Raw genomic sequence first — 21,114 nt, forward strand, 5'->3', positions numbered from 1 at the left:
AATGATTGCGAGGCCTGCCCCATGTCCAAGGACAAACCCGCCCGCCGCCCGAAGGCAGAAACCCCCAAGGGCTTTCGTGACTATTTCGGCGCGGAAGTGACCGAACGCAAGGCGATGCTGGATCAGATCGCCGGGGTTTATCATGCCTACGGCTTTGACCCGCTGGAAACCAGCGCTGTCGAGACGGTCGAGGCGCTGGGGAAATTCCTGCCCGATGTGGACCGCCCGAATGAAGGCGTCTTCGGCTGGCAGGATGAGGATGAACAGTGGCTGGCCCTGCGCTATGACCTGACGGCGCCGCTGGCGCGGGTGGCGGCGCAGTTCCGCAATGACCTGCCCTCGCCCTATCGTCGCTATGCGATGGGTCCGGTCTGGCGCAACGAAAAGCCCGGTCCGGGGCGGTTCCGGCAGTTTTATCAATGCGATGCAGATACCGTCGGTTCGCCCACCGTGGCCGCCGATGCCGAGATTTGCGCCATGTTGTCCGACGCGCTTGAGGTGGTGGGCATTCCGCGCGGCGACTACATCGTGCGGGTGAACAACCGCAAGGTTCTGAACGGCGTGATGGAGGTCGCGGGCGTTCTGGACCCGTCCGACCCTGCCCGGTTCGAAGCCGAACGCGGGATCGTGCTGCGCGCCATCGACAAGATCGACCGTCTGGGCGATGCCGGGGTGCGCGCCCTGCTGGGCGCGGGCCGCAAGGATGAAAGCGGCGATTTCACCAAGGGTGCGGGCCTGTCGGATGAACAGGCCGAGGTCGTGATGGCCTTCATGGCCGCCAAACGTGACAGCGGGGCCGCGACCGCCGCCCGCCTGCGCGAACTGGTCGGGGCGTCCGTCACCGGTCTGGAAGGCGTGCAAGAGCTTGAAACCATGGCCGAGCTGCTGGATGCGCAGGGCTATGGCCCTGACCGCATCCTGATGGACCCCGGCGTCGTGCGCGGGCTTGGCTATTATACCGGCCCGGTGTTCGAGGCCGAGCTGACCTTTGAAATCCTTGATGAAAAGGGGCGCAAGCGCCAGTTTGGCAGCGTGTCCGGCGGCGGGCGCTATGACGATCTGGTCAAACGCTTCACCGGGCAAGCCGTGCCTGCGACGGGCGTCTCGATCGGGGTGGACCGCTTGCTGGCCGCGCTGCGCGCAAAGGGCCGCGTCGGTGGCGCGTCGCAGGGGCCGGTCATCGTCACGGTGATGGATCGCGACCGCATGGCCGATTACATGGGCATGGTGGGCGAGTTGCGGCGTGCAGGCATCCGGGCCGAGATGTATCTGGGCAACCCCAAGAACTTTGGCAACCAGCTGAAATACGCCGATAAACGCGAAAGCCCGGTCGCCGTGATCCAGGGCGGCGATGAGGCGGCGAAGGGGACAGTCGTTCTCAAGGATCTGATCCTTGGGGCCAAGATCGCCCAGAACGCCACGCTGGAAGAATGGAAGGACCGCCCCGCGCAGGTCGAGGTGGCCCGCGCCGATCTGGTTCAGGCGGTGAAACGGATGCTCGACCAATGACCATCAGCCCCGCCGCCCGCGCCGAGGCCGCCGCGCTTTTTGCCGCCTTCCGCGCTGCCGGTGCGGCGGCAGTCGAGGCGGATATCCTGCAACCCGCAGGCACTTTGCTCGATCTTTATGGCGAGGACATCCGCGCCCGCGCCTATGTGACCCAGGATCCGCTGCGCGGGGAAATGGTGCTGCGGCCCGATTTCACCGTGCCGGTGGTGCAGGCCCATATGGCCGGAGGCGCCGAACCCGCGCGCTATACCTATATGGGCGAGGTGTTCCGCAAGCAGGATCACCTTGGCCCCCGCGCGAATGAATATCTGCAGGTGGGGTTTGAGGTCTTCGACCGCAACGCCCCAGAAGCCGACGCTGAGGTCTTTGCCATCTTCGCCGGGCTGCTTGCGCCCTTGGGCCTGCGAGCGCTGACGGGGGATATCGGCATCCTTCTGGCCGCGATCGAGGGGCTTTCGACCACCGACCGCCGCAAGGCCGCGCTGCGCCGCCATGTCTGGCGCCCGCGCCGCTTCCGCGCGCTGCTGGATCGGTTCACGGGGCGCGCGCCCATGTCGGAAGGCCGGGCCCGTCTGCTTGACCACCTGAAAACCGACACGCCCGAAGCGCTGATGGATGCCGCCGGCCCGCAGATCGGCCTACGCTCGGCCGAGGATATCGCCGACCGCGCCCGCGCGCTGATCGAGGATGCCGAAGCCGCGCCGATTTCCGCGCCCGAAGCCGCGGTGCTTTACGACCTGTTGGGGCTTGCCGCCCCGGCCGATCACGCGCTGCACCATCTGCGCGGCATCCAGCCGCTGATGCCTGCCATCGCCCCGGCGGTGGACCGTTTCGAGGCCCGCCTGCGCGCGCTGCAAAGCCGGGGCATCGACACCGCCACCCTGCCCTTCGCGGCCAGCCACGGTCGCACCACGCTGGAATACTACGACGGCTTCGTCTTTACCTTCCATCGTGACGGATCGGGCGCGGTCGATGCGGCGGAGCCGCCCATCGCCTCGGGCGGGCGCTATGATGCGCTGACGGCCATTCTGGGCGCGGGCCGGTCCATCCCCGCGGTGGGCGGCATCATCCGCCCCGCCCTTGTCGCCGAACTGAAGGGGGCCTGAGCCATGAGCCTGAAAATCGGCGTGCCGTCCAAGGGGCGGCTGATGGAAAAGACCTTCGACTGGTTCGGTGCGCGCGGCGTCACCATGCAGCGCACCGGGGCCGAGCGGGAATATTCCGGCGCGGTCGAGGGCATCGAAGGGGTCGAACTGGTCATGCTTTCGGCCGGGGAAATCCCGCGTGAACTTGCAGCCGGGCGCATCCATCTGGGGGTGACGGGGTCTGACCTCGTGCGCGACAAGCTGGCCGACTGGAACAAGCAGGTGGCCGAACTGGCCCCGCTGGGCTTTGGTCATGCCGATCTCATTCTGGCGGTTCCGGCCTGCTGGATTGATGTCGATACGCTGGATGATCTGGACGGCGCCGCTGCAGCCTTTCGCGCGCGCCATGGGTTCCGCCTGCGGATTGCCACGAAATACCACCGTCTTGTGCGCGATTTCCTGACCGAAAACGGCATCGCGGATTATCAGTTGGTGGACAGCCAGGGTGCGACCGAAGGCACGGTCAAGAACCTGACCGCCGAGGCGATTGCCGACATCACCTCAACAGGTGAGACATTGCGCGCCAACCATCTGAAAATCCTGAATGATGCGGTGATCCACCGCAGCCAGGCGACGCTTTTCCTAGCCCGCAAGGCCGATTGGGGCACGGCGGAACAGGCCACGCTGGCCGCGCTGGCCGCACGTCTGGGGATCAGCGCGCCGCAGGTTTCCGGCTGACCAGCGCCACACCCAGACCGGCCAAGGCCATGCCCGCCCAGCCCAGGGGGGGCATGGCCTCGCCCAGCAGGGGCCAGGCGAACAGCGCCGAAAGTGCAGGCACCAGATAGAACAGCGCCGAGACGCGCGACACTTCACCCGCGCGGATCATGGCCAGCAGCAGCGACATGGCCAGCAGCGAATTGCCCAGCACCAGATAGGCCATGGCCCAGATGAACTCTGCATCCCAGCGGACGCTCATGCTTTCGGTCAAGAGCGCGAGCGGCAGGGTGCAGGCGGTGCCGACGGCATATTGAATCAGGTTCGACGTGACGGGATGGTGGCTGACGCCGAAACGCTTTTCGTAAAGCGTGCCGCCTGTCATCCCGAACAGCGCCAGAAAGGTCAGCGCAAGGCCAGTCATGTTTTCGGCCTCGATCGAAGATCGCGCTTGAATGACCAGCACAGCCCCGGCCAAACCCAGCGCAAGGCCCATCCAGCCGCGCCGCCCCACTGTTTCCCCCACCGTATGCGGTGCGGCCAGCGCCACCAGAATGGGCTGAAGACAGACGATGATCGCCACGCCCCCCGCCGAAACGCCGGATTTGAACGCGATATAGCAAAGCGCGAAATAGACGACCTGGATCAGGAAACCCACGATTGCGATATCCAGCACCCCCCGCCAGGTCTTGGGCATCGGCGGGCGCACCACCAGCGCCACAGGCAGCAGCAGCGCCAGCACCGCGCCATAGCGCAGCGCCAGCACCGTCAGCGGCGCGGCATGGGACACGGCGATCTTGGCCACGGCAAAACCGGCCGACCACAGGATCAGGAAGATGACGGGGGCGAGGATCAGCCAGAAGGGGCGCGTGCTTTGCATGGCCCGACCATCGCGTGCCGTCGCGACAAAGGCTGCGCCAGCGCCGACATGCGCCGTCGTAAATCGTCAGCGCAGCCCGATCTCGGCCAGCGCGCGGGCCAGATGTTCGGGCAGGGGTTCTTCCCGCTGGCGCCCCTTGGGCAGGTCAGGCGGGCTATCGGCGGGGTCGAGGTAGCGCCAGCCCTGAAAGGGCCTGCGGGGCGCGGCCTGGGTGCGGATCACCTCGCGGTCAAGAACCAGCGCGCAGCGTTGCACGCCGTCACCGCCATCGACACGCTTCAGCCCGACGATCTTCTGCCGCGCCAGCACCGCGCCCTTGATCACCCAGTAAAGCGAACCGCCCGCCAGCACCTCATCCTCGCGCTTGGGCCACATGCGGGTGACATGGATCGCCACCCCAGGCGGCCAATGCGGCGCCTGGCTGCGCTGCCAGTCCTCCAGATCCTCAATGGAATCGGCGCCCACGCAGAGCTTCAGGATATTGACGAATTCACCCACGGCGACCCCCGGTTTGCCTACCCTCCAGATAGCCTGATCAGTGCGGCGGGGCAAGGAATCCGCTTCCCTCCTGACGCAGGATATTGTAGGTGCTCGCGGTCTGCACACCATACCAAGGAGAGAGCCATGTCCCGATTCGCTGCCCCGATTGCTGAGCAGATCTGGGATATGAAGTATCGCCTGAAAGAGGCGGACGGCACCCCGATCGATGGAACCGTGGAAGACACGTGGCGCCGAATCGCCCGCGCGCTGGCCGAGGTGGAAACCGACAAGGCCGCCTGGGAAGAGAAATTCTATCACGCGCTGGAAGATTTCAAATATCTGCCCGCCGGGCGCATTACCGCCGGCGCGGGCACCGGCCGCACTGTCACGCTGTTCAACTGCTTTGTCATGGGCACCGTGCCCGACAGCATGTCTGGCATTTTCGACGCGCTGAAAGAAGCCGCGCTGACCATGCAGCAGGGCGGCGGCATCGGCTATGATTTTTCGACCATCCGCCCCCGCGGGGCCGAGGTGAAGGGCGTGGCCGCCGATGCCTCGGGCCCGCTGTCCTTCATGGATGTCTGGGATGCGATGTGCCGCACCATCATGTCGGCCGGGTCGCGTCGCGGTGCGATGATGGCGACGATGCGCTGCGACCACCCCGATGTCGAAGCCTTCATCGAGGCCAAGCGCGACCCCGCCCGCCTGCGGATGTTCAACCTTTCGGTTCTGGTCACCGACCCCTTCATGGACGCGGTCAAGGCCGATGGTCCCTGGGATCTGGTCTTTGGTGGCAAGGTCTATCGCACCGTTCAGGCGCGTGACCTGTGGAACAAGATCATGCGGAACACCTATGATTTCGCCGAACCCGGCGTGATCTTCATCGACCGCATCAACAAGATGAACAACCTAGGCTATGCGGAAACCATCGCCGCGACCAACCCCTGCGGCGAACAGCCCCTGCCGCCCTATGGCGCCTGCCTGCTGGGGTCGATCAACCTTGCCATGCTGGTGAGCAACCCCTTCACCGCCGAGGCCAAGCTTGATCCGGCCGCGCTGGACAATCTGGTGCGCCTCTCGGTCCGCATGATGGACAATGTGGTCGATGCCTCGCGCTTCCCGCTGCCCGAACAGGCGCATGAGGCCCGCAACAAGCGCCGCATCGGCCTGGGCGTGACCGGCCTTGCCGATGCGCTGCTGATGCTGGGGCTGCGCTATGGCTCGGCCGAGGCGGCGGCACAGACCGAAGCCTGGATGAAGGCGATTGCGCGCGCCTCTTACCTTGCCTCGGTGGATCTGGCGAAAGAGAAGGGCCCCTTCCCGCTGTTCGACGCCGAGAAATATCTGGCCACCGGCAACATGCTGCAGATGGACGAGGACGTGCGCGAAGCGATCCGCACCCACGGCATCCGCAATGCCCTTCTGACCTCGATCGCGCCGACGGGGACGATCTCGCTTTATGCAGGGAACGTGTCCTCGGGAATCGAGCCGGTCTTTGCCTATGCCTATACCCGCAAGGTCCTGCAGAAAGACGGCTCGCGCACCGAGGAAGAGGTCGTGGACTATGCCGTGAAGATGTGGCGCGATCTCAAGGGCGATGCCCCCCTGCCCGACTATTTCGTGAACGCCCAGACCCTGCCCCCGCTGGAACATGTGCGGATGCAGGCGGCGGCGCAGAAATGGATCGATTCCAGCATCTCGAAGACCATCAACTGCCCCGAAGACATCAGCTTTGACGATTTCAAAGAGGTCTACATGGCCGCCTGGGATCAGGGCTGCAAGGGCTGCACCACCTATCGCCCGAATGCGGTGACCGGGTCGGTCCTGTCGGTTTCGGAAAGCAGCGAAAAGACCCCGTCCGAGGCCCCGCAAACCGCCGAAACGAACGGGGGCGAAGTGGTCTACCTGTCGGACCCGCTGGACCGTCCGGCAGCGCTGGAAGGCCAGACCTACAAGATCAAGTGGCCGGGCAGCGAACATGCGCTGTATATCACCATCAACGACATCGTGATCGCCGGTCACCGCCGCCCGTTCGAGGTCTTCATCAACTCCAAGAACATGGAGCATTTCGCCTGGACCGTGGCGCTGACGCGCATGATCTCGGCCGTGTTCCGTCGCGGCGGCGATGTGTCCTTTGTGGTGGAAGAGCTGAAGGCCGTGTTCGACCCGCGCGGCGGCGCCTGGATGGAAGGGCGCTACATTCCCTCGATCCTTGCGGCCATTGGCGGCGTGATCGAAAAGCACCTGGTGCTGATCGGCTTCATCGAGGGTGAGGGCATGGGCCTGAAGGCCGATCCCAAGGCCGAAGTCGTCGCCGCCCGCCCCAGCAAGGCCTGCGAAAGCTGTGGCAGCTTCGACCTGCGGATGGTCGAAGGCTGCATGACCTGCGGCAGCTGCGGCCAGAGCAAATGCGGCTGAGCCTTCGGGCCAGTTTGCGACATGATGAAAAATCAGGCAATTGAGGCCCATTTTGGCAAAATTGCCTTCCACTTTTCGGGTCTAATTCTTCCGCTGGACGCTAAGTAACTGAAAAGATTGAAAGTCGAAAACGCCGTCCCGAGAGGGGCGGCGTTGCTCATTTCGCCTCCCGTCCAGAGGGTGGGCTTGACCGTGTTCCGGAAACAGCCTCTTTTCGGACCATGAAAGCGCATCGAGATATCCGCCCCATACGGGCCAACTGACGGGGCTTCTCAGGAACCCGAACATCAGCTTGAACTGGCCTGTCACATGGCCGTGCCCAATCCTCAAGGACGGATCCCTAACCCATGAAGACCATCAAGTTTGTCGATATCCGCGATTACGACACCGACACGAGCAGCATCGCGGGTCATTTGACCGAGGCCCTGAAACAAATCCGCAAGAACAAGCTCGCGGCCGACCTCATCGGGAATGACGAACAATCAGAGGGGTTGAAGTCCAGCGATCCAGACGGATTTGCCGATGAACTCTCCGCCGGTGTCGAGCTGACCTATCGCGACAAGAGCCGGATCCTGGAACGTGCCCGGCGGCTTGCCGAACGCAGGGCGACTGCCAGTGGAACCAGCCATCTGAAGAAGGAGGAAGTGGCGCGCCTGGCCCCTGTGGTTGCGGGAATCCAGTTGGTGATGGCGAAGGATGAACATTGGGCGGACGAAGTCGCCGCGGCCATTCACGACGACATGCCGTGGATGGCCAAGGCATCGGAGTATGTGTGGCATGGCCTTCGTCGTGCTGCACAACGACAGGAGGCCATTTCCTTTCGGCCCCTGATCCTGAATGGCCCTGCCGGGATCGGCAAGTCCGTCTGGGCGCGTTCGCTGGCCAAGGCCTTGGAGCTCCCGATGGCCGATATCGACGCAAGCAAGGGCGGCGCGGGGTTCTCGCTGGTCGGCGTGGAACGGGGCTGGTCAACTGCCCAAGCTGGACGCCCCCTAGACATCATGCTGGCAAAGCGGATCGGCAATCCTCTGGTCGTCGTGGATGAGATCTGCAAGGCGGCGTCGATGAGCTCGACCAAGGGGACCTTCCATTCCTTCGCGAATGGCCTCCTCTCGCTGCTCGAGCCGGTCAGTTCGGAGGCCTGGGAATGCCCCTACTTCCGGCTCCAATTCAATATGTCCCATATCATCTGGGTTTTGACCGCGAACGATGTCAGCAGGGTTTCGGAGCCCCTGCGCAGCCGTTGTCAGGTCATCGAGATCCCGGACATCACTTCCGAACAGTTGCAGGCCTTTGCGGTGAAGCGTGGGGGCAAGATGGGACTTTCCCAGGAATCCGTGGATGCGATTGTCACCGCGATCATTCAGGCACCGATCGTCACCGGACGGCGCATCAGCCTGCGCGATGTGGTCAGGATGTTGGATCGGGCAGAGATGCTTGAAGGCCGGCCGCGTCTGCAGTGACCCGGCTGGCACCCAAGAGGGAGCACACTCCGGAATGTCCCACACAGGTTACATTAAGCCCGATAATGTAACCTGTGTGGGACATTTCAAACATCAGCCAGGCAGCCAAATCGTATTGGGCTTCCCGGAATCCGCGCCGCCCATCCTACTCGATAACGACTATGAACGGATCCGTGCGCGAAACCATCGCCCTATCCCTCTTACGTACAACGAATGCTTCCACAAAATGTATCCCCCTGTAGCTTAGGCTCTCCCAGCGTTCAGCAGATTTATACTCGCGAATAATATCCCCCCTAAGCTGTCCGGCATCCACTGCTTCACTGCCCGTGTTTGCTACTCGCCAAAATATTTCGTAATTCTGCCAATCCATTGGCATGCCAGTTTGAAGATGAAGTGAAAATTTTATTTCCTGCCCTTTGCGTGTCGGCTGGCCACTTTCGATGCGCTGCCCGTAAATGGCCCCACGCTCTCGATGGACGGTGGCAGTGATGAACGTACGGAATTTTCCGCTATCTGCATCGTGCCATTCTGGATCTTCAAGGTAAGGCAGATCCAGGGCATCGAGCGGAACCGTAATTCTGCCAAGCGTTTTGGCAAAATCAACTAAGTCGCCCCGTGCCGCTTCTATAAGTCTGATCAGACTTGGCTGTCGACTGCTAAGCACATCCCTGACTTTTTGAGAGAAACTCTTGGCCTGTTTGAGATCTTCGCCCTTTCCAAAGTCAGATCCGAATACCTTCCGCCACTTTCTTATACTCTTGTTGAACTCACCCTCTTGATAGGCATCATCAACCCATTTGCGGTATCGAGCGATACATTTTCTGAAGTTCTCATACTGGACATCATCCCAGCAGGCGGAAAAATCCTCATTGGTGAATGGGTTTGTCACGGCCGGCTTAACCGGGCGAATTGATAGGAAGGTGTCAAGACGTTGCATCAATGTGCGTAGTGCGGATGGTGTATCAACAAACAGATCAGACCCCTTATCGGCTGCGGATATTTGCCCCGCCAAAAGGGTTGTTAAGCATATTGAAGAGCAAGTGAAGGTTCTCTTGATGTCACGCAAATATTTAAGTAGTCGCGTAACTTTCCGAAAGGAGTTATTTCCGGAGTTTGAGTTGGCTTCTATCAGCCATTTGGTAAATTTTATTGGCTCTGAAACTTCGAAATCGTTGGTGTCTCGATTGCAGACTTCCAAGGTGCCGGGGAATATCCGTGCGCTGACACATGGAGCGATGTCCATCATTCTATCATTGGCATAATTAAGCGTTACACAATGCGAGAACCTCTGAACCTTGTCCCGGTAACGATCGGATCCCCTAAAGATATCATAGAGGTGATTTATGTAGTCTTCTGCTCCCCAATCCGGCACTGGATCCACGATTGCCAGAATATCCGCATCAAACGCTCCGTCACCAACAGGCTTGATAATCGTTTGGTGCGCCCAAGAGCCTTGTGGATACCAACTTGTTATTTTTGCAGCCCACGCGGAACTCCCCAGGAAGTCGTTAACCGCAGCAGAGGAAGCATTTAGGCGATCTAAGCGCGACTGGTTGATATTGACTGTATCTCTGAGGAAATCGTCAAAAATTCTTACATTCTTCATTTACTGGGAGCTCCGCTCAGCGTTGCCCAGATTTTCTCCATCTTTGTCCGCATCACGGAGTAAGTAAAAGGTAACGCTTCCGGGCTCGAATCAATGGCCCCGGAATAGTCCAAGAGTATCATCAAGACGTCGATCCGGGGCGATCCATTCATTCGAGCCGCTACACATCGAGCCTGAATCTCTTTTGCGGATATCGAACATGATCTATACGAGATCCACGCGTTAAATAATCCACCAGATAGGATAAAAACGGTTAGTGAAATAAAGAGGCGCGCTCCATCAATTAAGTGACCGTTTTCCGCATCAGGAATTGCGAAAAATACAATTCCAAGCCAGATTACAGTGTAGGCTCCCAAGACCCACGAGAGCAATGTAAAACTCGCCCTTTGCACTTTTGCAGTGTAGAATGCAGACTCTTCTATGTTGTCGAGTAGCCGCATGTACCCGGCAACTTGGCTTGATGCGTAGTAATTTGCGTCGCAACTCTTTTCGGCCAGTTCCTGGGTAACGGTAAAGCTGTCTAGCAGTGCTGCTCTCTCGCGACTTGTTAAGTCTTCACCAAATGAGTCTACTAAAAGTGCAGCGCGGCGGGCAGCATGCGCCGCGTCTCTTTTCTTTTGATAGGAAAAAAGAGAAAGCACCCAGAAAAGTAGAAAAACTCCATTTGCAATCGTTAGAACGTAAACAGCAGTTTTTTCCTCGATATATATTGAAGCGGCAGCGGGTACCGTTGCCAGGATCAACAGTATCGCTGAGATCTTCATTTGCCAGGACGATGCTTGATATTGCGATTTGAGGTAGCCAATATATTGGTTCTTACTCATGAAAATGCCTTTGCCAGAACTTCTGCTTGTTGCAGAACTTTCTTTACGGATTCCGCCTGTAGGTCTGGCGGGAAGCCATGCTTCTTCAAAATCCGCTTGATCGTGATCCTCATCTTTGTTCGCACGTTCTGCTTCCTCCACCAATCCACTGAGGACGTGTTCTGAACCGCGGTAACCAGCTCCTGGGCAATGACGCGCAGCTCTTCATTTCCCATCAGGTCTCTGGCACTGTCGTTTTGCGCCAGGGCATCATAGAAGGCCACCTCTTCGGCAGTCAGGCCGTCGGCCGGCTGCATCTGAAGCTCCTTCGCCATGTCGATCATTTCCTTGATGACCTGGATCGCATCGATGCTGCGGTTGTGATACCGCGCCATGGCATCCTGAAGCCGCTTGGAGAATGCTTCGTTCTGGGTCTTGTTGGTGCGGGTCCTCGTACGAATTTCGCCGTTCAAGAGCTGCTTCAAAGCTTCCACGGCAAGATTCTTGTATGGCGTGTTCTTGAGGCCAAGGAGGAAATCCTCGCTCAAGACGCTGAGGTCTGGCTTATCGATCCCTGCAGCTTGCAGGATATCGATCACCTCGGTCGATGCCACGGCTCGGTTCAGAAGCTGCGCAATCGCCAGTTCTGCTTCCTCAGCGGTGCGGGCCGTGCGGGTAGAAGCGTCCATTTTGCGGATGGCAGCTTGGACTGCCACGAAGAAGCCGACCTCATCCTTGACCAACCCGGCCTCAACTGAACCTGCGGCAATTCGAAAGGCGCGGACCAAGCCCGCAACAGCCTTCATGAAACGCTTCTTCGAGTCCTCGCGATTGGCTGCCTCCTTTTCTGCGACTTTCAAGGTCAGCGCATGTTCGATCGCCAAGGGCAACATCTTGATGCGGTCTGCGGCCGTCCCCTTGACAGCATCCATATAGGGAACGCCGAAGAACATGTCGCGCATGATGTCCATCTGCGTCCGCAGGGCAAACACCGCCTCGTCCTGATTGATGCCGGTCTGCTTCTGGTCGGCATTCGAGTAGTGCTTCAGCGCCTTCTTCAGGTCGGCCGCAAGACCGATGTAATCTACCACCAGACCAGCAGGCTTGGATCCGAAGACCCGGTTGATCCGGGTAATCGCCTGCATCAGGCCGTGCCCCTTCATCGGCTTGTCGAGGTAAAGCGTGTGCATGCAAGGGGCGTCAAAGCCGGTCAGCCACATGTCCCGGACGATCACCAGCTTCAACCCATCCGAGGGATCACGATACCTTGTGCGAAGGGTTTCGAGCCGAGATTTGGAGCGAATGTGGGGTTGAAATTCGGCAGGATCCTGAGCCGCACCCGTCATGACCACTTTCACGGCACCGGCGGCGTCCTCATCGGCGTGCCAGTCCGGGTGCGCGGCTACGATCCGATTGTAAACCTCAACGCAGATGCGCCGGGACATGCAGACGATCATCGCCTTGCCGCCATCCATGGCTTCGATGCGAGCCTCGAAATGCTGAAGGATATCTGCAACAACGGCATCCAGGCGAGGCTCTGCCCCAACAAGCTTTTCCAGCTGCGTCCATTTGGACGACATCGCGCCTTTGCTGTCCGCGTCAAACTCGACCCCGTCAGCTTCGGCGTCTTCGATGATCTCTTCGAATTCGGCATCGATAATCTCACCGATATCCTTGGCCAATTCGATCTTGGCGACACGGCCCTCGTAGTAAATCGGAACCGTGGCCCCGTCTGAGACAGCCTGGGCGACGTCATAGACGTCGATGTAATCCCCAAAGACAGCTTGCGTGTCTGCGCCCACCAACTCAATTGGGGTGCCGGTGAAACCGACGTAGACAGCGTTCGGCAGGGCGGTGCGAAGGTGGTGGGCAAACCCGTATTTTGTCTCACCCGTTTCCCGGCTGACCTTGGCCTCAAATCCATACTGGGACCGGTGAGCTTCGTCTGCGAACACCACCACGTTCGAGCGATCGGTCAGCACCCCGAAATCGGTCTCGCCTTTCCCGGGTCGGAATTTCTGGATGGTGGCGAATATCACCCCGCCGACCTTTCGATCGGCCAGCTTCTTCCGCAGATCCGGCACATCTTCTGCCTGAACGGGCGTTTCCCCGAAAAGCGCTGCGCAACGTGCAAATGTGGCAAAGAGCTGGTTGTCGAGATCATTGCGGTCGGTGATCACGACCAGCGTGGGATTTTCCAGCCGAGGGTCGCGCATCAAGCGTCCGCCAAGGAAGGTCATCAGAAGGGATTTCCCCGAACCTTGCGTATGCCACATGACGCCGCCGCGACCATCCTCGTCGCGAGCTTCGACCACCGCCTTCACGCCTTTCCGGACTGCATGGAATTGGTGATAGCCCGCGATCTTTTTGATGGGGCCTTTTCCTTCATCCTCGAAGACCGTGCAGAAGCGCATCATTTCCAGGATGACTTCCTGGTTGAGAAGGCCGTGCATGAGGGTGTGGAGCGCCAAGGCTGAACCGTCTTCAACCAGCGTCTCACCATCAACCGTGCGCCAGCGCATGAAGCGATCGTAATTGGCCGACAAAGAAGCGTAGCGGGCTGTCACGCCCTCGGAAATCACATTGAAAGCATTCGTGCGGAACAGGTCAGGGATTTGTGACTTGTACGTTTCGATCTGGTTGAAGGCCCCCTTCAAGGTACCCGTCTGGGTGCCTTTCAGCTCGACGACGACGATCGGCATCCCATTAAGAAAAATGAGAACGTCGGTCCTCCGCGCGCTTTTTCCAACCACTTCGAACTGGTTCACCACCAGCCAGTCATTTTCCTTGTTTTCCCAGTCCACCAAGCGAGCCATGGCGGTCCGTTCTTCGCCCGCTTCAAACCAGGAAACAGGGACACCGCCCGTGACCAAGCCGTGGATCCTGCGATTTTCCGACAGGAGGTCCCCCGCGAATTTGGTATCGCGGATTTCGTTCAGGGCCGTGCGGACCGCATCATCAGGCAGATGCGGGTTCAGGCGGCGGATGGCAGCGTCCAGCCGGCCCAGGATCAGCACGTCGTGAAAACTGTCCCGGACAGGATCGTCGGCCTCGGGCGACAGGGCGGAACCGTGCAAGTATTGGAAGCCCAGATCCTGAAGCTCCCCAAGCGCCCATTGTTCCAGATCATCTTCGGATGCAAAGGCCATCAGGCTTCCTCTTCGTCGTGGTTGCGGACCTGCCGGTTCAGGCGTGCGAGGGGGTCGCGGAAGGTCGATTCAAGTTTTTGAATATGGGTGGACAGCCATTCGATCATCTGGGGCCAGGCGTCTCGATTGTACCCATCGAAGGGCTGGGAATAGACGATCAGGCTCTGCTTGTTGTCGTCCATGCGGCGCCAGGTCATCGGCGCGCCAAACCGGGCCTCCAGTTGATCTTTCTGGGCATAAAGCTGATCGAATAGCCACTTGTTTTCCGAAGCCTCGGAGCGGCCGAAGTTCAGTTCTACCCGGGCTTCATCCCTGGAAAAGATCATCTGGTAGGGGCAGGACCGGACCCCGGATCCGGCACTTAGCCAGTGGTTTCGGGCCGGGCTGATGTTGCGGTAGATCTCGACCCCGTCAGCACGCAGGCGTTCCAGCGCCGCCTCCCAGAACTCATAGCGCAACTTGTGCCGCTGCTTCTGGGTGTCGTGGGTGACTTTCTCCTCGTTGTCCTTGGTGGACATGCCGATCATGAAATCCGCCGCCTCAGGCGTCGGGATGATCTGCTGGATGTCGAGGATCAACTCCTCGCCCAGCATGAACGGGGTCACCTTGAAGCACTGGGCCTTGATGCCCCGGCTCAACAGCCACAGGACCGTCGCCGTCACCTCGCGCCGGAAGTTTGCGGCGATGAACATCATACGTTGATCGTTCCCGGGGTTCAGGTGGATCTCGCCCAGATCCTCCACCTCCATGAATTCGCACAGGCGCGCGACGGCGTTCCCGCCCCCGCAGAACCGGTCCAGATACTGCTGGTAGATGTCGACGATCTGGGTCTTGGTCAGGCCCGAGACATAGGCGGTGTATTTCAGGGCCTGCCAAGTCACGTCGCGGCCCGAGTCATCAAGCTTGTTCTCAATGACGACAAGGTTCCCGTCCTTGTCCAGCGCCAGCAGGTCCAGCCGTTCACGGGTCTCGTCGAACCCGTCGAATTCCTTCTGGATGATCAGAAGATCTTCTCCCAGGGCGTCTGGCTGGTTGGCCAGCCATTCCTGCAGGTGATCCCGCTCGCGCAAGGCGAGATCGGAAAACCGCTTCTGAACGAGGCGGGACAGGCGGTTCTGGGAACGGTCAACGCGAAACATGCTCTATCTATTCCTTAACTCTCAATCCGGGGGGGCGGGCCTCGGCCCAAATTTTATCCAGCGCCTCAAAGACTTGTTTCAGGCTATCGCGGAGCGCCTGAAAGTTGATCCAGAATTCGACCTCGAGCGGCGAAATCTCGGCCGCAGAGAAATCCCGCTCGGCCCCATCGGGAAACCGGAACGCCGCAGAACGTGGATCGATGGCGTGGATCCGGTTCAGGAACCGGGACAGGATTTCCACATGGTCCGCGTGATACCGGCCGTTGATGCGGCGGGCCAAGTGGTCGGCCAGATAGTCGATCTGATGCGCGTTCTGTTTCCCCTTCAGCGCCCCCCAGTCAGGGATCAGCCCCTTGAGGTAGAGTTCCAGCGTGTGCCGCGCGAGGAAGAGGGCCGGATAGGCCGCCTCGGGCACGGCGTCCCGGTGCGGCAGGGCCGTGTTTTCCAGCGCCAGATCGATGGCGGCAAAGGTCGCCTCGCCATAGGCGGCGGCGAGGGCCCGCTGGTCGACCAGTCTGGTCGCCGGGAACCCCGGGGCGGGGGCCGGGGGCTGCTGGCCGTGATACATCAGCAGGAACCCCGGAAAGGTCTCGGGGTCGCCCACCGGTTCGGAAAACACCTGATCGAAGACCGGGGTACCTGTCACGCGACCTCCTCGACCTGGTCCTGGGCCTCTCCCACGCGGAGTTCGCCCGACATCAGCTTGGGGAGAAGGGTGTCGCGGAGTTCGGCGAGGTTTCGTGCTTCATGAACACCGGCGACGATCCGGTCCCGCATCGAACCAAGGGCCGCTTCGAAGGCAGCGGCCACCGGGGTAGGTGGAATGACCACTTCATACCGGCCCATCTCACTCCAGCTGGTCCGGGGCATCCGCGTTCCGGACGAGCCGGCGTTCGTGTGTCCCACAAAATCATCGGAAGAGATCACGGACAGGACGAAGGACGCCCATTCCGGAGCCATCGGCCGAACGACGATGATGTCTGTCGAACAGATCCCGTCGAGCGGCGAGATGCCCACCTTGTGAAAATACGGGCGCAGCTTGCCGAACAGGAAGTCACCCCGCCTCATGGCGGATTTCTGGCTACCGACGTCCTCGGCGGTCCCCCAGTCGCCCAGCCGGATCGAGCGTCGCGGCATGTGTTCGAGTCCGATGTAGGGGGTCGACGGGTCAATCTGCTCGGGCTTCACCCCGGCTCTGGGGTTGATCGCAACATCACTGAGACGCCCGCGTCGCCACCCCTCCGGCAGCCCGTCGTCCCCGAACCGGTCCGGGAAGAGGGCGGCGGTGGCTTCGTCCATGAAGGCGGGGGCCAGGCCCTCGGCCTTGGCCTTCACCGAGTCGAAATCGACGAACCAGGACCGGTAGAGCGCCCGGGCTATCTCCTCCAGCGTCCCGGCCATCCTGCGGTTCAGCTCGATCTTGTCGTCAAGGGCGCCGAGGATGGAGGCAATTTCGCGTTGTTCAGCAAGTGACGGGAGTTCTGGAAGTTCGAGCTCACGAATGTCCTTCATGTTGAGATGATGGACGGTCGAACCAGCAGAGTGTACTTGGATCGTATGCTGAATTGCGGGCGAAATCAGGAGATAATGCAGATAACGTGAAAATACCTTGTTGTGGTCCGGTGAGATCAACACCGTCCGTTGTCCGAGTACCGGAAAAATCCCATCTGGAATGTAGCCAACTTCCCCCACCGGCGCTTCCCGAGCGAGAATAAGATCGCCGGGCATGGGACGTCGGCGCTTTGTCCATGCCTTGTAGGTCTCATCTGAAACGCGGTTTGCGTTTTCGAAGTCGATTCTTCCATTCTTGATGTCAGTGGTTCGAATTGACGGATGGCCCAAATCGGCCTTGGGTGCGGTCTTGTGTTCGCAATCGACAATCGCCGCACAGATGCTTTCCAGCGTGGTCATACCAGCGCCCCCAGCTTCGCCTCGATCTCCGCCTCCAGCCGCCGCCCCTCGGCGAACTGCTCGCGCAGCTCCCCCAGCAGCCGATCGAACTTTTCGACGAAGGGTTCCCCGTCCTCCTCAGCCGCCCCAGCGCCAACATAGCGCCCCGGGGTCAGCACATAGTTGTGCCGGTCGATCTCATGTAAATCGGCTGATTTGCAGAAGCCGGCCTCGTCCTGATAGGCATCTGCGCCCATCTCGCCCCGCCAGGCATGGTAGGTGTCGGCGATCTTCTGGATCTCGAATTCCCGCAATTCCTTTTGCTTTCGGCTGCCTTCCACCAGTGCGCCCATCTTGCGGGCGTCGATGAACAGGATTTCGCCCCGGCGATCCCGCAGCTTCTTACCCGCCGCTTGACCGTTGGACTTGTCCTTGGCCAAGATCCAAAGGCAGGCCGGAATCTGGGTGCCAAAGAACAGCTGCCCCGGCAGTGCCACCATGCAATCGACTGCATCCTGCAGGACCATGGCCTTGCGGATGTCGCCTTCGCCAGATTGCATCGACGACATCGAGCCGTTGGCCATGACCACGCCACCAATGCCGTTGGCCGAAAGGTGGTGATGGATATGTGCCATCCATGCAAAGTTGGCATTGCCTACGGGCGGGGTGCCGAACGGTTTCCAGCGATGGTCTTCGCGCAACTGCGCCCCGTTCCAGTCTGAGATGTTGAAGGGCGGGTTCGCCAGGATGAAGTCAAACCGCTCATCCGGGAACGCGTTCTTCAACAGCGTGCCTTCCGGGTTCCAACGGATGTCCCCGAAAATTCCACGGATGGCCAAATTCATCCGCGCAAGGCGGAAGGTCGCAGGGTTCCGCTCTTGGCCGTAGACGGCGATGTCATCGACGCGGCCTTTGTGAGCGGTGATGAACTTTTCGGACTGCACAAAGAAGCCACCCGAACCGCAGCACGGGTCGTAGACGCGGCCATGGGTCGGCTCCATCATTTCGACCAGAACCGAAACGATAGAGCGGGGGGTATAGAATTCACCGCCGCGCTTGCCCTCGGAAGTTGCAAACTCGCTGATGAAATATTCGTAGATGCGACCGATCAGGTCAAAATCGGAACGGGTGCCATGCAGATGCAGGTTGGTGAACATCTCGATCAGCCCGGTGACGATGGATCGGTCAAGATCAGGCTTGCCATAGACCTTGGGCAGGGCGTCTTTCAGGGTTGGGTTGGTCTTCTCGATCTCACGCATCGCGTCATCAACCTGCACGCCGATGTCGTTCGCCTTTGCGATTGCGGCCAAGCGTGACCACCGGGCTTTCTCCGGAACCCAGAAGACGTTCTCCGCAGCATATTCTTCAGGATCTTCAAGGTCGATGAGGTCGTCCTTGGCGAATTCTTCGCGCTTCGCCTCAAAGGCGGCGGAAACGTAGCGCAGAAAAATCAGGCCAAGGGCCACGTGCTTGTACTCGCCGGGGTCCATCGCGCCACGCATTTTATCGGCGGCGGCGAAGAGGGTCTTTTCGATTGCGTCAGCCATTCAATTCCCAGTCGTGTTCATAATTGATCGTATCTGAAATCCACAGGACCAGCGTTACCCCAAGTGTAAGAGATTTCTACGCTTTGTAGAGGGGGTGCGGCTGACGTTCCTGTGGATTCCGATTGATTTCAGTCGGCTTGAGCAAGTTCTGCGTGGGGCCAGTGGGCTGCTCTGATGCTCGCCACCCGCTTCTGCAGGCGTTCGATTTCGTCAAACACAGTTTGACGCTCCATAAACCGAGCACGAACCTCTGCCATGACGTCAGCCGATGGAATTGGCACTTGAAAGCTCTTCAGGTCTTTCATGCCAAGGTTCGGGATGACCGTGCCGCCCGCCATGGACTTGATGAAAGCCTGAACGGTGTCGTCGGACAAATATTCGTACAGGACGATCGGATCGATGCTGGCGCGTTTCTTGCCGCGCAGGATCATCAGGGATTGGCCTGCAGTCCAGATCTCGCGCTCACCGAAACCGGGCACTGTATTAGGCACGATCCCCACCACGCCGATTGTCCCCTTGATGGACAGGAGGACGTCTCCGGGTTTCAGTTGCTGGTTGACAGCACGACTGTAGGTTGCGCGATCCACCTCGATGGCTCGTCCTGGCTTATCCAGATACCCCCGTACCCCGACATCCCCCGGAGAGGCCTCGAAAATCGTGTATTCTGCCTCCTCTGATTTCTGCAGATTGATTGGCCTGATCATCTCGACAAGGTCTGGAAGTTCGACGGCCTCGCTGTTCCGCAGAAGAGCGTCGATCTGTTCCTTGGGGCCCGTGTTGAGATATCGCGCAGGCGTAAGAACGTAATTATTTTCAACGATTTCACGAGTGGCGATGTCCCAGGAGAGGTGCTTGTCATGCGTCAGTGGCCCATTGAAAACCGCTTCGATGGGCGCGTCCTTGTGCATGGTGAAGCGTCCGCGGGTCGATGGGCGTGAAAGGTCTGGGTGCCCCATGTCAACGAACCTGACCGACTCCGTGAACTCGCCGTCCTTTGCGAGCACCAGCAGCCCGAACCGAACCATGGTGCTGTCATGGAGCATTCCTGCAGGGATGCTGATCACACCACGCAGGCGGCCGCTTTCGACGAGGTTCTGGCGGGTCGCGGCTTCCGCTCCGACCATCCGGAAAAGTTCCCCTTCGGACACGAAGATCATCGCCTTCGATTCAGCCCGAGCCAAGGCATGGGCGATAGCCAGGGTTTCATAATTGAGGCGACTTGCCCTCGACGGCATCAGCCGCATCTGGGCGTAAAGGTTGCTGGGCAGCTCCTCGGCGTTGCGCACGGGCGCCCCGAGCATCGGCAACATGACTTCCAGCTCATACTGCTCCCCGTCGAGGTCGTCCCAGGGCATGCGTTCGTCGGCGGAGCAGTTCTGGATGTCGAGAATTCCCAGAACGTCATAAAAGATGTGCTCGAGACCGATGCAGCCCGCATAATGGATGCGGACTTTTCGGCCCTGCGCAGACATTCGGAAGGCATAGGTCAGGCATGCCCGAAACGCTGCAGGAAAGGTGAATCGAACGCTGTTGACGTCGCCCGCGAGGCGCACAATCTGGCCGCAAATGTCTCTGCTCGCCCAGAACTCGCTGCCCCCGCCGTCCGCTGCCAATTGGTCGAAAATCTGCAAGATCATTCCGAAGCGGACCTCGCGTTCTGCGCGAAGCAAAGCTTCGGCAGCAGTTTCCAGAAGGGTCCGCAGTTCCTTCGTGCTAACACGCGCTGCGCAACGCAGCTGATCGAAAGAAAGCTCTTCACCGACCATATTGGCCGCAATTTCGATTACCGCTTCATAGGCATCGCCTGACCGCATCGATCCGCGTGCCAGCTTGATGATGTCGAGAATGTTCATGCTGATCCCAAAGTCAGAGGCTGCTTATTTTTTGCAAGCTTAGCATTAAAGCCACTTGCGCGATATGTGGTCAGAAGTGCTTCGCCCTCGGCGACAACTACGACGCCACCTTTCTTGCGGGCCTCACCCAGGGCCCTGATCCGCCGCTGAAGGCCGGCGATCTCGGCGTCGATGATCTTGGACGTCAAGACATAGCGGTCACCGTCGATCTCGCCGAGATCCAAGGTCAATTCTACCAGTTCCTTGCGTATCCCGCGCTGATTCATGCGGGCGTCGATGTGGTTCGTCATCTGCATGGTCATCTCCCGTGTGTCAGAGACACCTATGGCGCAAAATCCCACCACAATCAAGCAAAAACACAATAGTAAGACCCTGATTTTTTATTGTGAGGAAATTTTTAGGACATCTATCTGGGACAGGCGCATCCGGCACATACCTTGAGAGCTATTTTTGCAACATCAGAAAAAGCGTCAAAAATCCATATCCTTCTGATTATAATGAGTTTTTTGTAGCCAGTTGCTGCGAGCCCGCTGCGATGAAGCCCCACACGCGCCGCCTGGACGTGATTGGCACGA

16 protein-coding genes are annotated in these 21,114 nt (G+C 59.7%); 5 read left to right on the forward strand and 11 right to left on the reverse strand.

Annotated elements, in window-relative coordinates; translation table 11 throughout:
• The first annotated feature begins 21 nt into the window (after positions 1-21).
• Genes hisS through hisG form a run of 3 tightly spaced genes read left to right on the forward strand, consistent with a single transcriptional unit; the run spans position 22 to position 3,332 of the window.
• Positions 22-1,509 (forward strand): histidine--tRNA ligase, encoded by a 1,488-nt coding sequence (gene hisS, locus IE101_RS05190; RefSeq protein ID WP_189632760.1) that lies wholly within the window; start codon positions 22-24, stop codon positions 1,507-1,509.
• Entirely contained in the window at positions 1,506-2,615 is a 1,110-nt protein-coding gene (locus IE101_RS05195) for an ATP phosphoribosyltransferase regulatory subunit (RefSeq protein WP_189632761.1), read from the forward strand. The genes hisS and IE101_RS05195 overlap by 4 nt, the downstream gene beginning before the upstream one ends.
• A 3-nt stretch (positions 2,616-2,618) precedes the next feature.
• Complete coding sequence (gene hisG / locus IE101_RS05200; RefSeq protein ID WP_189632762.1) at positions 2,619-3,332, forward strand: ATP phosphoribosyltransferase; 714 nt, start codon at positions 2,619-2,621, stop codon at positions 3,330-3,332.
• Here the strand turns inward: hisG and IE101_RS05205 are convergent.
• Together IE101_RS05205 and IE101_RS05210 are read right to left on the reverse strand one after the other, a co-directional pair.
• The gene (locus IE101_RS05205; protein ID WP_189632763.1) at positions 3,307-4,191 is read right to left on the reverse strand and encodes a DMT family transporter; all 885 of its coding nucleotides are present in this window, start codon (positions 4,189-4,191) and stop codon (positions 3,307-3,309) included. The two genes, hisG and IE101_RS05205, sit on opposite strands and share 26 nt — an antisense overlap.
• Positions 4,192-4,257: 66 nt before the next feature.
• Positions 4,258-4,689, reverse strand: coding sequence for a DUF1489 family protein (locus tag IE101_RS05210; RefSeq protein WP_189632764.1), 432 nt, complete (start codon positions 4,687-4,689; stop codon positions 4,258-4,260).
• 126 nt (positions 4,690-4,815) lie between these two features.
• Between IE101_RS05210 and IE101_RS05215 the strand changes: the two genes are divergently transcribed.
• Complete coding sequence (locus IE101_RS05215; protein WP_189632765.1) at positions 4,816-7,089, forward strand: adenosylcobalamin-dependent ribonucleoside-diphosphate reductase; 2,274 nt, start codon at positions 4,816-4,818, stop codon at positions 7,087-7,089.
• 347 nt (positions 7,090-7,436) lie between these two features.
• The gene (locus tag IE101_RS05220; RefSeq protein WP_189632766.1) at positions 7,437-8,552 is read left to right on the forward strand and encodes an AAA family ATPase; all 1,116 of its coding nucleotides are present in this window, start codon (positions 7,437-7,439) and stop codon (positions 8,550-8,552) included.
• Between the two features lie 145 nt (positions 8,553-8,697).
• On the opposite strand, the gene IE101_RS05225 is transcribed toward IE101_RS05220, so the two are convergent.
• The 9 genes from IE101_RS05225 to IE101_RS05265 all read right to left on the reverse strand — a co-directional run bounded on the left by IE101_RS05225 (position 8,698) and on the right by IE101_RS05265 (position 20,835).
• Positions 8,698-10,158: an SMODS domain-containing nucleotidyltransferase gene (locus IE101_RS05225; protein ID WP_189632767.1), complete on the reverse strand. Its 1,461-nt coding sequence runs from the start codon at positions 10,156-10,158 to the stop codon at positions 8,698-8,700.
• Positions 10,155-10,982: a hypothetical protein gene (locus tag IE101_RS05230; protein WP_189632768.1), complete on the reverse strand. Its 828-nt coding sequence runs from the start codon at positions 10,980-10,982 to the stop codon at positions 10,155-10,157. Before IE101_RS05230 ends, IE101_RS05225 begins: the two co-directional genes overlap by 4 nt.
• On the reverse strand, positions 10,979-14,110 hold the full coding sequence (locus IE101_RS05235) for a type I restriction endonuclease subunit R (RefSeq protein ID WP_189632769.1): 3,132 nt from the start codon (positions 14,108-14,110) through the stop codon (positions 10,979-10,981). Before IE101_RS05235 ends, IE101_RS05230 begins: the two co-directional genes overlap by 4 nt.
• Positions 14,110-15,249 (reverse strand): DUF4268 domain-containing protein, encoded by a 1,140-nt coding sequence (locus IE101_RS05240; protein ID WP_189632770.1) that lies wholly within the window; start codon positions 15,247-15,249, stop codon positions 14,110-14,112. Before IE101_RS05240 ends, IE101_RS05235 begins: the two co-directional genes overlap by 1 nt.
• Positions 15,250-15,256: 7 nt before the next feature.
• A complete protein-coding gene (locus tag IE101_RS05245) occupies positions 15,257-15,895 on the reverse strand; it encodes a hypothetical protein (protein WP_189632771.1) in 639 nt (212 codons plus the stop codon).
• Positions 15,892-17,160, reverse strand: a complete 1,269-nt coding sequence (locus tag IE101_RS05250) for a restriction endonuclease subunit S (RefSeq protein ID WP_189632772.1) — start codon at positions 17,158-17,160, stop codon at positions 15,892-15,894. Before IE101_RS05250 ends, IE101_RS05245 begins: the two co-directional genes overlap by 4 nt.
• Positions 17,157-18,686 (reverse strand): type I restriction-modification system subunit M, encoded by a 1,530-nt coding sequence (locus IE101_RS05255; RefSeq protein WP_189632773.1) that lies wholly within the window; start codon positions 18,684-18,686, stop codon positions 17,157-17,159. The genes IE101_RS05250 and IE101_RS05255 overlap by 4 nt, the downstream gene beginning before the upstream one ends.
• Positions 18,687-18,814: 128 nt before the next feature.
• Positions 18,815-20,539, reverse strand: a complete 1,725-nt coding sequence (locus IE101_RS05260) for an N-6 DNA methylase (protein WP_189632774.1) — start codon at positions 20,537-20,539, stop codon at positions 18,815-18,817.
• Positions 20,536-20,835: a DUF4258 domain-containing protein gene (locus tag IE101_RS05265; protein ID WP_189632775.1), complete on the reverse strand. Its 300-nt coding sequence runs from the start codon at positions 20,833-20,835 to the stop codon at positions 20,536-20,538. Before IE101_RS05265 ends, IE101_RS05260 begins: the two co-directional genes overlap by 4 nt.
• Positions 20,836-21,114: the final 279 nt, after the last annotated feature.

This window comes from Gemmobacter lanyuensis, assembly GCF_014652355.1.
Taxonomy (GTDB): Bacteria; Pseudomonadota; Alphaproteobacteria; order Rhodobacterales; family Rhodobacteraceae; genus Gemmobacter; species Gemmobacter lanyuensis.

Excerpts from the sequence above, each read along its gene's own strand:
- IE101_RS05255 (WP_189632773.1), bottom strand. The coding sequence starts at position 18,686 with ATGGCTGACGCAATCGAAAAGACCCTCTTCGCCGCCGCCGATAAAATG.
- IE101_RS05265 (WP_189632775.1), bottom strand. The coding sequence starts at position 20,835 with ATGCAGATGACGAACCACATCGACGCCCGCATGAATCAGCGCGGGATA.
- IE101_RS05215 (WP_189632765.1), top strand. The coding sequence starts at position 4,816 with ATGTCCCGATTCGCTGCCCCGATTGCTGAGCAGATCTGGGATATGAAG.
- IE101_RS05260 (WP_189632774.1), bottom strand. The coding sequence starts at position 20,539 with ATGAACATTCTCGACATCATCAAGCTGGCACGCGGATCGATGCGGTCA.
- hisS (WP_189632760.1), top strand. The coding sequence starts at position 22 with ATGTCCAAGGACAAACCCGCCCGCCGCCCGAAGGCAGAAACCCCCAAG.
- hisG (WP_189632762.1), top strand. The coding sequence starts at position 2,619 with ATGAGCCTGAAAATCGGCGTGCCGTCCAAGGGGCGGCTGATGGAAAAG.
- IE101_RS05220 (WP_189632766.1), top strand. The coding sequence starts at position 7,437 with ATGAAGACCATCAAGTTTGTCGATATCCGCGATTACGACACCGACACG.
- IE101_RS05235 (WP_189632769.1), bottom strand. The coding sequence starts at position 14,110 with ATGGCCTTTGCATCCGAAGATGATCTGGAACAATGGGCGCTTGGGGAG.
- IE101_RS05250 (WP_189632772.1), bottom strand. The coding sequence starts at position 17,160 with ATGACCACGCTGGAAAGCATCTGTGCGGCGATTGTCGATTGCGAACAC.
- IE101_RS05195 (WP_189632761.1), top strand. The coding sequence starts at position 1,506 with ATGACCATCAGCCCCGCCGCCCGCGCCGAGGCCGCCGCGCTTTTTGCC.
- IE101_RS05225 (WP_189632767.1), bottom strand. The coding sequence starts at position 10,158 with ATGAAGAATGTAAGAATTTTTGACGATTTCCTCAGAGATACAGTCAAT.
- IE101_RS05240 (WP_189632770.1), bottom strand. The coding sequence starts at position 15,249 with ATGTTTCGCGTTGACCGTTCCCAGAACCGCCTGTCCCGCCTCGTTCAG.
- IE101_RS05230 (WP_189632768.1), bottom strand. The coding sequence starts at position 10,982 with ATGAGTAAGAACCAATATATTGGCTACCTCAAATCGCAATATCAAGCA.
- IE101_RS05205 (WP_189632763.1), bottom strand. The coding sequence starts at position 4,191 with ATGCAAAGCACGCGCCCCTTCTGGCTGATCCTCGCCCCCGTCATCTTC.